This window comes from Pseudomonas sp. Y3 TE3536 (assembly GCF_053629175.1).
Map to the genome: position 1 here is coordinate 965656 of NZ_JBRJHU010000001.1, position 11928 is coordinate 977583.

Below are 11928 nucleotides of genomic sequence, written 5' to 3' on the forward strand. Positions count from 1 at the left end.
CGCTCCCACAGGTATTCCACTGACCTCGAGTTTCGTGGTGTCCCTGTGGGAGCGGCTTTAGCCGCGAAGAGGCCGGCACAGGCTACATACAACCGGTAAACAACACCCACCCCTGCCCCGTTCATTGAGCGGGGCTTTTGCGTATCAAGGCATAATGCACGCCGCGCAGTTTGCGGCAGCTACACAAGGTGATCGATGTGGTGAAGAAGACGCTGTTCCAATTGCACTGGTTCTTTGGCATCACCGCTGGCCTGGTGCTGGCCTTGATGGGCATCACCGGGGCGATCTGGTCGTTTCAGGAAGAACTGCTGCGGGCCTTCAATGCCGATGTGCTGAAGGTCGAAGTACGCCCCGAGGGCATGTTGCCGCCCGCCGAACTGGTGCAGCGGGCCGAGGCCGCGCGAGGCGACAAGGTCGCGATGCTGTGGGTGGACCTGCACGAAGGCAATGCTGCGCGGATCTTCTTCACCCCGCCGCCGGGCCAGCGCCGTGGCGAGCTGCGTTATGCCGACCCGTACACGGGCGAGCTCAAGGGTGAAGTGGCCGGGCAGGACTTCTTCAACCTGATGCTCAACCTGCACCGGTTCCTGGCCATGGGCGACAGCGGCCGGCAGATCACCGGTGCCTGCACCCTGATGCTGATCTTCTTCTGCCTCTCCGGCCTGTACCTGCGCTGGCCGCGCAAGGCGCTCAACTGGCGGGTCTGGCTGACCTTCGAGTGGGCCAAGAAAGGCCGCGCCTTCAACTGGGACCTGCATGCCGTGGCCGGTACCTGGTGCCTGCTGTTCTATCTGCTGTTCGCCCTCACCGGCCTGTTCTGGTCCTATGAATGGTATCGCGAGGGTCTGAACAAGCTGCTGGCCGATGCGCCGGCAGCGGGCCAGCAGCAAAAACGCGGCGAAGGCCGTGGCCGCCACGGGCCACAGAAGGTCGACAAGAACGCACCGCCGCTGGTGGTCGACTACGACGCCATCTGGGCCAACCTCAAGGAGGCCGCAGGCCCGGGCCTGGCCATGTACAACCTTCGCCTGCCACCGGCGGGTGGCCAGCCGGCCAACCTGTTCTACCTGCTGGACGATGCCGCGCACCCGCGCGCGTTCAACACGCTGGTCCTCGACCCGGCCACCGGCCAGGTGAAAAGCCACGACCGCTACACCGATAAATCCTTCAAGGCGCAGTTGCTGCAGAGCGTTTACGCCCTGCACGTGGGCGAATACTTCGGCTTGCCGGGCCGGATCATCGTCACCCTCGCCAGCCTGACCATGCCGCTGTTCTTCGTCACCGGCTGGCTGCTGTACCTTGACCGCCGCCGCAAGAAACGCCAGGTTCGCGCTGCCCGAGGCGGCGTCGACAGCACCCAGGCTGGCAGCGACAGCTGGCTGATCGGCTTTGCCAGCCAGAGCGGCTTCGCCGAACAGCTGGCTTGGCAAAGTGCCGGGCAATTGCAGGCGGCTGGCCTGCCGGTGCAAGTCCGCGCCTTGGCCGAGCTGGGCGAGGATGACCTGCGCCAGGCCCGCCGCGCCTTGTTCGTGGTCAGTACCTTCGGCGACGGCGAAGCGCCAGATAGCGCCCGCGCGTTCGAGCGCAAGGTGCTTGGCCAACCCTGGGCGTTGAACAACCTGCACTATGCCGTGCTCGCCCTGGGCGACCGCCAATACCCACACTTCTGCGGCTTTGCCCGTCGCCTGCAGGCCTGGTTGGGTGAACGCGGCGCCAGCACAGCGTTCAGCCCGGTGGAGGTGGACAACGCCGACCAGGCGGCGCTGCAGCAATGGCAACAGGCACTGGCGCAGCTGACGGGGGCCCAGCCGGTTACGGCCTGGCAGCCGCCGAGTTTCGGCAACTGGACGCTGGTGCAACGTGAGTTGATGAACCCGGGCAGCCAGGGCTTGCCGGTCTACCTGATCGGCCTGCGCCCCGAGGAGCCTGCCAGCTGGCAAGCCGGCGACCTGGTGGAAATCCTGCCGCGCAATGCTCAGCTGCGGGTCGACGCCTTCCTCGACGGCCTGGGCCTGGATGCCAACGCCCCCGTGCAGCTCGACGGCCTGAGCGAGACCTTGGGCCAGGCGCTGGCCAGCCGTCAGTTGCCCAGCCGGCGCGATCAGCTAGTGGGCTTGCACGCACAGGCGCTGGTCGATGCGCTGGTACCGATCGGCACGCGTGAATACTCCATCGCTTCGATCGCCAGTGATGGTGTATTGGAATTGATCGTGCGCCAGGAACGTCACCCGGATGGCAATTTCGGGCTGGGGTCTGGTTGGCTGACCGAGTACCTGCCGGTGAATGGCCTGCTGAGCGTGCGCCTGCGCCGCAACAGTGGCTTCCACCTGCCCGAGTCACCGGTGCCGATGATTCTGATCGGCAACGGTACTGGCCTGGCTGGCCTGCGCAGCCTGCTGCGCGCGCGGGTCAACGCGGGCGAACAACGCAATTGGCTGCTGTTCGGTGAACGTAACCGCGCGCATGACCTGCTGTGCGGCAATGAACTGCAGGGCTGGCTCGACAGCGGCGACCTGGCACGCCTGGACCTGGCGTTTTCGCGGGATCAGGCCGAGAAGGTGTATGTGCAGGATGTGTTGCTGCAGCAGGCTGATGCGTTCAAACGCTGGGTGGCGGATGGCGCCTGTGTGTATGTCTGCGGCAGCTTGCAGGGCATGGCGGCCGGCGTTGATGCGGCGCTCAAGGGCATGCTTGGAGAAGCCGTTGTACAGCAACTGATCGAGGATGGGCGGTATCGGCGGGATGTGTACTGATCAGATATTGATGTAAAGGCATCTGGCCCTTTCGCAGCACAAGGCTGCTCCTACAGGTGTAGCGCATAACGTGTAGGAGCAGCCTTGTGCTGCGAAAGGGCCAGTGCAGGCTGTTAGTGCAGCTCGAAGGTATCGGCATCCAGGTTCGCCGGGAACTTGGCCCGGTATGCCGCCAGCTCCGCCGCTCTCAACACCACCGTGAACACCCCGTCCGCTTCGCCAGCACTGAGCAGGCTCTCGCCCTGGAAGTCCAGTACCTGGCTGTCACCGGAATAGGCGAAGCCTTTGCCATCGGTGCCCACGCGGTTCACCGCCGCGACAAAGCACAGGTTCTCGATGCCCCGCGCCGGCAGCAGTCGGTTCCAGTGCTGGCGGCGCGCCGCCGGCCAGTTGGCGGTGTACAGCAACAGGTCGGTGTCCTGGGCATCACGGCTCCACACCGGGAAGCGCAGGTCGTAGCAGATCAACGGGCGCACCCGCCAGCCCTTGATCTCGAACTGCACCTGACGCTCACCGGGGGTGTAATGCTTGTGCTCGCCCGCCATGCGGAACAGGTGGCGCTTGTCGTAGTGCAGGATCTCACCGTCCGGGCGCGCCCACAGCAGGCGATTGCGGTGGCTACCATCGGCGGCCTGGATGATCACGCTGCCGGTGATCACCGCGTTGTACTTCTTCGCCTGGGCCTTGAGCCATTTGTAGGTCGGGCCGTTCTCGGGCTCGGCCAGGCTTTCGGACTCCATCGAGAAGCCGGTGGTGAACATCTCTGGCAGGATCACCAGGTCCACCTCACCCACTTGTTTCAGCAGTTCCTCGAAGTGCGCATAATTGGTCTCGCGGTCGTGCCAGGCCAGGGTGGTCTGCACCAAGGCGATTTTCAGGTCGGGCAGTGTACTCAGATCGCGCATAGTTTTTCCGCCGCCTGACGCAGCGTCTCCTCACGTTTGGCAAAGCACAGGCGCACCAGGCGTTGCTCGGGGATGGGTTGCTGGTAGAACACCGACACCGGAATGGTCGCCACGCCGTGCTCACGGGTCAGCCACAACGACATCTCGACATCGTTCAGGTCCGGGCGGATCTGCGAATAGTCCACCAGCTGGAAATAGGTGCCGGCCGTGCGGCGGAAACTGAAGCGCGAACCTTCGAGCAAATCGCAGAACAGGTCGCGCTTGGCCTGGTAGAAGCCTGGCAGTTCATCGAGGTGCTCGGGGTGCTCGGCCATGAAGTCGGCCAGCGCGCACTGCAACGGCGTGACGCCGCAGAAATTGACGTACTGGTGCACCTTGCGCAGCTCGGCGCTCAGGGCCGGTGGGGCGATCACGTAGCCGGTTTTCCAACCGGTCACATGGTAGGTCTTGCCGAACGAACTGACCACGAAGGCACGGCTATAGAGCTCGGCATGGGCCAGCACGCTGGCGTGGCGTACGCCGTCATACACCAGGTGCTCGTAGACTTCGTCGCTGACCAGGTAGATATCGCGATCAGCGATCAGCTGCGCCAGCTGGTCCAGGTCTTCACGGGTGATCAGCGCGCCGCTGGGGTTGTGCGGCGAGTTGAGGATGACCATGCGTGTACGCGGGCTGAGGGCATCGCTGAACCGCTGCCAGTCGATACGGAAGTCGCCGTCGCTCAGTTGCACATGCACACAACGGCCACCGGCCAGCTCCACCGACGGCTCGTAGCTGTCATAGCACGGGTCGAAGACGATGACTTCGTCACCGGCCTGGATCACCGCCTGAATGGCGCAAAAGATTGCCTCGGTGGCACCTGGGGTGATGGTCACTTCGTGATCGGCATCCACCTGCGCGCCATACAACCGTGCGACCTTGGCCGCTACCTGCTGGCGCAGGGCCGGCAGGCCAGTCATTGGCGCGTACTGGTTATGCCCGGCGGCCACATGCCGGCCCACTGCATCGAGCAACGCCTGCGGGCCGTTGAAGTCGGGGAAGCCTTGGGAAAGGTTGAGCGCACCGGTCTGCACGGCGAGCTGGGACATGGTGGTGAAGATGGTCGTGCCGACATTCGGCAGTTTGCTGCGGATCATGGAGCCCTCTTTCCTGGGGTTTATCCGGCACGGGGTGGAGTCCGAGCATAGCGGATCGAGCGGTCAGGAAAAAGGTTGAAACAATAGGGGGATTGCTTTGGATCAAGGCGCCTGTAGGAGAGACGTCTTCTATGAGCTGCGCCCACAGGCTGCGTGCCCCACCTTATTCACCTGATGGGGCGCGTGGGCAAGTTTGGATTAAGAGCCAGGGTTAACCTTCTGTTTCTCAAGGCGAATGAGTTCATTTTCAATCATGGCGAGTGTTCTGCCGCCTCTACTAGTTTCTTCTCCTCCTCGCATGAGTGTAATTCTATCAACCGTTAACTCATGGATTTTTCTTTTCACCACTTGATTGGCTGCACTGGCAGCCCATACATCATAACGCTGTATAACGAGATCGTTCATTTGTTTCAAAACTGATGTATAGCGGTCCTCAAACCCACTCAAGACTTCGACCATTTGATTCACCTTATCACTATACTTAGGATTAGGCGGCTCAGTTTTCTTTAGTATCCACGCCACGGACTGTTCGGCTTGTGCATGGATCTTTTGAATTCGGTTATGAGCCTGCTTTATTACTGCCTCTGCATCCGACAGAAGCATATTAGTGGGCAAATCGGCTACGCTTTTAAAAGCCACATCAAATGCTCTTGTGTTGTTCTTAACAACTTTAATATTCGCCTTATACTTAAGGAGATGCTTTTTTAGCATATGCCCATCAGGATCCGAGTTATTAATCGGATCACCACCACAATAAGCATAGGCATTAACAATTCGAAACGGAGAAAAGCTATCGGGTGAATGAAAGCGCATAAGCACAGGGTTAAAAGCGCGATAACCATTACCTAACATGTACGCCGAAAGGGAAGGCATTAGGTACTCGCCATTAAACCCCACCCGAGTCACTCGTGAATCACCCGCAGACCTTAGACCATAAGGCGTGTATTTGAAACCCTGTGCATTATCTAATTGGCCGTCCTGCAGGACACTGCCGCTACTTTCAACCGCCAATAGTGAAGCGGCTGAACCTCCAGTCAAATCTGACAGCAGCGTTGTATCCACTCTCAAGTAAGTGGTTGCCTGCTGCTCGCCTAGCACGCTCGCAGGTTTCCCAGCTTTGTAGAAAAAAAGCTCATGCCCTGTGCTTCTCATAGCGCTCTCCCACACTGAGACAACCCAATGTCATCAATGAGTGGAGTGTACTTAAACACCTAAAAACAGAAACTGGCAGAAATGATAGGTCTGGGAGGGAGGAGAGCAATCGGGCCGTATGACGGCCCGTGCGGTTATCTCGAGTTGCTTAGCGCTTGTCGCGGCGCTTCTTCTCGGCCTTCTTGTGGTGCGACATCAAGCGGCGCTTCTTGTTGACCTGGCGATCGGTGAGGGTGTTTTTCTTGCCCTCGTACGGGTTCTCACCACCTTTGTACTCGATGCGGATCGGCGTACCGACCAGTTTCAGCACGCGGCGGTAGGTGTTTTCCAGGTAACGCGAGTACGACTTGGGAATGCTCTCGGTCTGGTTGCCGTGGATCACGATCAGCGGCGGGTTGGCACCGCCCAGGTGGGCATAACGCAGCTTGATGCGGCGGCCATTGACCAACGGCGGCTGGTGCTCGCTGACCGCATCTTCGAGGATTTGCGTCAGGCGGCTGGTTGGCCAACGGGTGACCGCCGACGTGAACGCGGCCTGTACCGACTTGTACAGGTTGCCCACGCCCGTGCCGTGAAGCGCGGAAATGAAGTGGATGTCGGCGAAATCGACGAAGAACAGCCGGCGTTCCAGCTCGGTCTTCACGTAGGCGCGCTCACCCGGCTCCATGCCATCCCACTTGTTCAGGGCGATGACGATGGCGCGGCCGGCCTCGAGGGCAAAGCCCAGCAGGTTCAGGTCGTGGTCGACCACACCTTCGCGGGCATCCATGACGAAGATGACCACGTTGGCGTCTTTGATCGCCTGCAGCGTCTTGACCACCGAGAACTTCTCGACTTCCTCGTGGATCTTGCCGCGCTTGCGCACCCCGGCGGTGTCGATGAAGGTGTACTTGTCGCCATCGCGCTCGAACGGGATGTAGATACTGTCTCGGGTGGTGCCCGGCTCGTCGTAGACCACCACGCGCTCTTCGCCGAGCATGCGGTTGACCAGGGTCGACTTGCCGACGTTCGGGCGGCCGATGATGGCGATCTTGATGCCATCTTTTTCGCTTGGGCCAGGAATGCGCGCGGCTTCCTCGCCTTCGGCAACGTCTTGGTCGAGGGCTTCGTCCTCGGCATCACGCGGCAGGTGGCCGAGCACGGCTTCCAGCAGGGCGTTGATACCACGGCCCTGGGAGCCCGCTACCGGAATGGCGTTGCCCATGCCCATCGGCGAGAACTCGGCGCGCGCAACGTCGGGGTCGATGTTGTCGATCTTGTTGGCAACCAGAATCGCCGACTTGTTCCGCTTGCGCAGGTGCTCGGCAATCATCTGGTCGGCTGCGGTCATGCCCGCACGGGCATCGACCAGGAACAGCACATAGTCGGCTTCTTCGATGGCCATGAGCGACTGCTCGGCCATTTTCTCGTCCATGCCCACTTCGTCACCGGTGATACCGCCGGTGTCGATCAGGATGAAAGAACGACCCTGCCAGGAGGCATCACCATACTGGCGGTCACGGGTCAGGCCCGACAGGTCACCGACGATGGCATCGCGGGTCTTGGTCAGGCGGTTGAACATGGTGGATTTGCCGACGTTCGGCCGTCCCACCAGGGCGATTACGGGAACCATGCGGCTCTCCACTCTTGAATTCTTGAAAATGCAAAGGCCGCTGCAAGGCAGCGGCCGGAGTTTGTGCGGCGTTTCCTACACCGCGGCTCAAGACCGTTGGCGGTCTTGAGCTTAGCTTCAGCGGACGGTCAGTGCCTCGAGCTTGCCGCTGTTGCCGAAGACGTAGATGGTGTCGCCGACCACCAGGGGCCGGGCGCGCAGGCCATCGCTGTCGATTCGTTCACGGCCGACGAAGCGACCATCGACCTGGCTGAGCAGGTGCAGGTAACCCTCGAAGTCCCCGACAGCCACGTAGCTGGAGAACACTTCCGGTGCCGACAGCTGACGGCGAGCCATGGAATCGTTGGTCCACAGGGCGCTGGAAGAGCGCTCGTCGACGCTTTCAACGGTACCCGAGGCTTCGCTGACATAGACGTTACCGTAACCCTGGGCGACACCCACGTAGCTGGACGCATCACGCTGCCACAGCACGCGGCCGCTTTCCAGGTCCAGGCCCGCTACGCGGCCCTGGTAGGTGCTGACGTACAGGGTACCACCGGACAGCAGCAGGCCGCCGTCGATATCTACCACGCGGTCCAACTCGGAACGCCCCTGCGGGATGGCCACACGGCTCTCCCACACTGGCACGCCGTTGTTGATATCCACCGCGATCACTTTACCGGTGGACAGACCGGCAACCGCCAGGCGGTTGGTCGCGATCGGTGCACCGGTGCCGCGCAGGGTCAGTACGGCCGGGGTGTTTTCGTAGATCCAGCGGCGGTCGCCGGTCGCGGCATCGAGGCCGATCAGGCGGTCGTCCTGGGTCTGCACTACCACCACGTCGCCGTTGTTGGCGGGCGGTGCCAGCACTTCACTGGTCACGCGCGAACGCCAGCGCTCTTCACCGGTGCTGGAGTCCAGCGCGATGACTTCGCCTTTGAGGGTGCCGAGCATGACCAGCCCGTAACCCACGCCGACAGCGCCCGACACTTGCAGGTCCAGGTCTTTTTTCCACACCACGTCGCCGGTGATACGGTCGAGGGCGAAGACTTCGCCGTTGACGTCGGAGGCGTAGATACGGTCGTTTTCGATGGCCGGTACCAGGGTGTTGTACGTCTCGCCCTGGCCGTCACCGATCGAGCGGCTCCACTGCTTCTTCAGTACCACTTCCTCGGTGAACTTGGTCAGCTCGGCCGGGGGCAGTTCCTTCTTGCTGTTGCTGCTGCAACCCGCGGCCAGTACGGCCAGGGTCAGCACTGCTGCTTGTTTCCAACCGATCACGTCACGCGTCCCCTTTGGCCAAGTCATCCAGCTTCAGTTGCAGGCCACCGACCGCTGCTTCATCCGACAGCGAGGCCTTGGCTTTCTCATAAGCGCTGTGAGCATCGTCGGCGCGACCCAGCTGCACCAGCAGGTCACCCTTCAATTCTTCGCGGCTGGCCAGGAACGCCTTGTCGGCGTCGCCGTCGAGCAGCTTGAGTGCCTCTTCGGCCTTGTCCTGGGCAGCCAGTACCCGGGCCAGGCGCTGGCGCGAGATCTCGCCCAGGGTGGCATCGGCTGGCTTGTCCAACACAGCTTTGAGCTCGGCAGCGGCGTCGTCGAGCTTGCCGCTCTCGACCGCGACCTTGGCCACGAACAGGCTGCCGTACTGGGCGTAGGCGGTACCACCGAACTCGCTCTTGAGCTTGCCGGCCAGTTCCGCGACCTTGGTTGCGTCAGGCTGGCCACTCGGCGTCAGGCTGGTTTCAAGCAAAGCCTGGTACAGCTGCGAGGCACCTTGCGACTGGTTGTTCTGGTACTTGTGCCAGGTATTCCAGCCCAGTACCACCACACCGGCCAGCAACGCGCCCGTCAGCAGCGGCTTGCCGTTGCGGTTCCACCAGTCCTTGACCCCTGCCAGGTCATCATCATCGGTACTCGACACCCCAATACTCCTTTTCGCCTATTCGCTAGTTGGACCGCGTTACGCCTGTGCGACCGCGGTTTCCAGGTGCTCAGCCAGAGCATCCCAGGCAATGTTCTGTTGTTCGCCCTGACCACGCAGGGGCTTGAAGCCGATCGCTTGCTGGGCCAGCTCGTCGTCGCCAAGAATCAGGGCGAACAGCGCGCCGCTCTTGTCGGCTTTCTTGAACTGGCTCTTGAAGCTGCCACCGCCGGCGTTGACCACCAGGCGCAGGCCCGGCAGACGATCACGCAGGCGTTCGGACAGGCGCAGGCCAGCCAGCTCGGCCTGTTCGCCGAAGGCGCAGAGGTAGACGTCGACCTGACGGCTGATCGACTCGGGCACCTTGCCCAGGGTCTCCAGCAGCAGAATCAGGCGCTCGATACCCATGGCGAAACCAACGCCGGTGGTCGGCTTGCCGCCCATCTGCTCGACCAGGCCGTCGTAGCGGCCACCGGCGCAGACAGTGCCCTGGGCGCCGAGCTTGTCGGTGACCCACTCGAACACGGTCTTGCTGTAGTAGTCCAGGCCACGCACCAGCTTGGTGTTGATCACGAACGGGATACCGGCAGCCTCCAGACGGGCCTTGAGGCCCTCGAAGTGCACGCGGGATTCTTCGTCCAGGTAATCTTCGAGCTTCGGCGCGCCAACCAGCACCGCCTGGGTGTTCTGGTCCTTGCTGTCGAGGATGCGCAGCGGGTTGCTCTTCAGGCGACGCTGGCTGTCTTCGTCCAGCTGCTCGAGGCGTGCCGAGAGGAACTCGACCAGCGCATCACGGTAGCGGGCACGGGCTTCGCTGGTACCCAGGCTGTTGAGCTCGAGCTTGACCGCGTCCTGGATGCCCAGCAGGCCCCACAGGCGCCAGGTCAGCATGATCAGCTCGGCGTCGATGTCCGGCCCGTCAAGGTTGAACACTTCTACGCCGATCTGGTGGAACTGGCGGTAGCGGCCCTTTTGTGGGCGCTCGTGGCGGAACATCTGGCCGATGTACCAGAGTTTCTGCACCTGGCCGTTGCCGGTGATGCCATGTTCCAGCACGGCACGCACACAGGCGGCAGTGCCTTCGGGGCGCAGGGTGAGCGAATCGCCGTTGCGGTCCTCGAAGGTGTACATCTCTTTTTCGACGATGTCGGTCACTTCACCGATGGAGCGCTTGAACAGCTCGGTGAACTCGACGATCGGCGTGCGGATCTGGCTGTACCCGTAGGTGTCCAGCAGGCCGGCCACGGTGCCCTCGAAGTAGCGCCACAGTGGCGACTGTTCAGGCAGGATGTCGTTCATGCCACGGATGGCTTGCAGCGATTTGCTCACGAAAAGTCCTTACGAATTCTGTGTGTCAGCCACGGGCGATCAGCGCCGCGTCGGCTTCGACCTTTTCGGCCGCTTTCTGGCGGATGAGTTTTTCGAGCTCATCGACCAGGTTGTCATTGGTCAGCTTCTGCGCCGGCTTGCCGTCGATGTAGATCAGGTTCGGCGTGCCGCCGGTCAGCCCTACGTGGGCTTCCTTGGCTTCGCCGGGGCCGTTGACCACGCAACCGATCACCGCGACGTCCAGCGGCACCAACAGGTCTTCCAGGCGCCCTTCCAGCTCGTTCATGGTCTTGACCACATCGAAGTTCTGCCGCGAGCAGCTTGGGCAGGCGATGAAGTTGATGCCACGCGAACGCAGGTGCAGCGACTTGAGGATGTCGTAACCGACTTTCACTTCCTCGACCGGGTCAGCAGCCAGCGAGATACGAATGGTATCGCCGATGCCTTCGGCCAGCAGCATACCGAGGCCGACGGCGGATTTCACTGTCCCCGAGCGCAGGCCACCGGCTTCGGTGATGCCCAGGTGCAGGGGCTGGATGATCTGCTTGGCCAACAGGCGGTAGGCTTCGACGGCCATGAACACGTCGGAGGCCTTGACGCTGACTTTGAAGTCTTGGAAGTCCAGGCGGTCCAGGTGCTCGACATGGCGCAGCGCCGACTCGACCAGCGCGGCTGGGGTCGGTTCGCCGTACTTCTTCTGCAGGTCCTTTTCCAGGGAGCCTGCGTTGACGCCGATACGGATCGGGATACCGCGGTCGCGGGCCGCATCGACCACGGCACGCACACGGTCTTCACGGCCGATGTTGCCCGGGTTGATGCGCAGGCAGTCGACGCCCAGTTCGGCCACACGCAAGGCGATCTTGTAGTCGAAGTGAATGTCGGCAACCAGCGGCACGCTGACCCGTTGCTTGATGCGGCCGAAGGCCTCGGCGGCGTCCATGTCTGGCACCGAGACACGCACGATGTCGACACCGGCATCCACCAGGCGCTGGATCTGCCCGACGGTGGCATCGACATCGTTGGTGTCGGTGTTGGTCATGCTTTGTACCGCGATGGGCGCATCACCACCCACCGGCACATTGCCGACCCAGATTTTGCGGGATTCGCGACGTTTGATCGGAGATTCGCCGTGCATGAC

General features: G+C 62.0%; 9 protein-coding genes. 1 reads left to right on the forward strand and 8 read right to left on the reverse strand.

Translation table 11 applies throughout. The features are described 5' to 3' along the window. Positions 1-197 precede the first annotated feature (197 nt). Entirely contained in the window at positions 198-2753 is a 2556-nt protein-coding gene (locus tag AB7M33_RS04390) for a PepSY domain-containing protein (RefSeq protein ID WP_454242492.1), read from the forward strand. A 113-nt stretch (positions 2754-2866) separates the two neighbouring features. Here the strand turns inward: AB7M33_RS04390 and AB7M33_RS04395 are convergent, their stop codons facing one another. The 8 genes from AB7M33_RS04395 to ispG all read right to left on the reverse strand — a co-directional run bounded on the left by AB7M33_RS04395 (position 2867) and on the right by ispG (position 11925). Beyond that, positions 2867-3658 (reverse strand): amidohydrolase, encoded by a 792-nt coding sequence (locus tag AB7M33_RS04395; RefSeq protein ID WP_454242493.1) that lies wholly within the window; start codon positions 3656-3658, stop codon positions 2867-2869. Then, positions 3646-4794, reverse strand: a complete 1149-nt coding sequence (locus AB7M33_RS04400) for a pyridoxal phosphate-dependent aminotransferase (RefSeq protein ID WP_099452965.1) — start codon at positions 4792-4794, stop codon at positions 3646-3648. The genes AB7M33_RS04395 and AB7M33_RS04400 overlap by 13 nt, the downstream gene beginning before the upstream one ends. 198 nt (positions 4795-4992) lie before the next feature. Further along, positions 4993-5946 carry an RHS repeat-associated core domain-containing protein gene (locus AB7M33_RS04405; RefSeq protein WP_454242494.1) on the reverse strand — a complete coding sequence of 318 codons (954 nt, stop codon included), beginning with the start codon at positions 5944-5946 and terminating at the stop codon, positions 4993-4995. Between the two features lie 148 nt (positions 5947-6094). Beyond that, positions 6095-7558 (reverse strand): ribosome biogenesis GTPase Der, encoded by a 1464-nt coding sequence (gene der / locus AB7M33_RS04410; RefSeq protein WP_454242495.1) that lies wholly within the window; start codon positions 7556-7558, stop codon positions 6095-6097. A gap of 117 nt (positions 7559-7675) precedes the next feature. Continuing rightward, positions 7676-8818 (reverse strand): outer membrane protein assembly factor BamB, encoded by a 1143-nt coding sequence (bamB, locus tag AB7M33_RS04415; RefSeq protein WP_027595553.1) that lies wholly within the window; start codon positions 8816-8818, stop codon positions 7676-7678. Position 8819: 1 nt separating this feature from the next. After that, entirely contained in the window at positions 8820-9461 is a 642-nt protein-coding gene (locus tag AB7M33_RS04420) for a tetratricopeptide repeat protein (RefSeq protein WP_027595552.1), read from the reverse strand. Between the two features lie 39 nt (positions 9462-9500). Next, positions 9501-10790: a histidine--tRNA ligase gene (gene hisS, locus AB7M33_RS04425; protein ID WP_027595551.1), complete on the reverse strand. Its 1290-nt coding sequence runs from the start codon at positions 10788-10790 to the stop codon at positions 9501-9503. A 25-nt stretch (positions 10791-10815) separates the two neighbouring features. Then, a complete protein-coding gene (gene ispG / locus AB7M33_RS04430; RefSeq protein WP_027595550.1) occupies positions 10816-11925 on the reverse strand; it encodes a flavodoxin-dependent (E)-4-hydroxy-3-methylbut-2-enyl-diphosphate synthase in 1110 nt (369 codons plus the stop codon). Between the last annotated feature and the right edge of the window lie 3 nt (positions 11926-11928).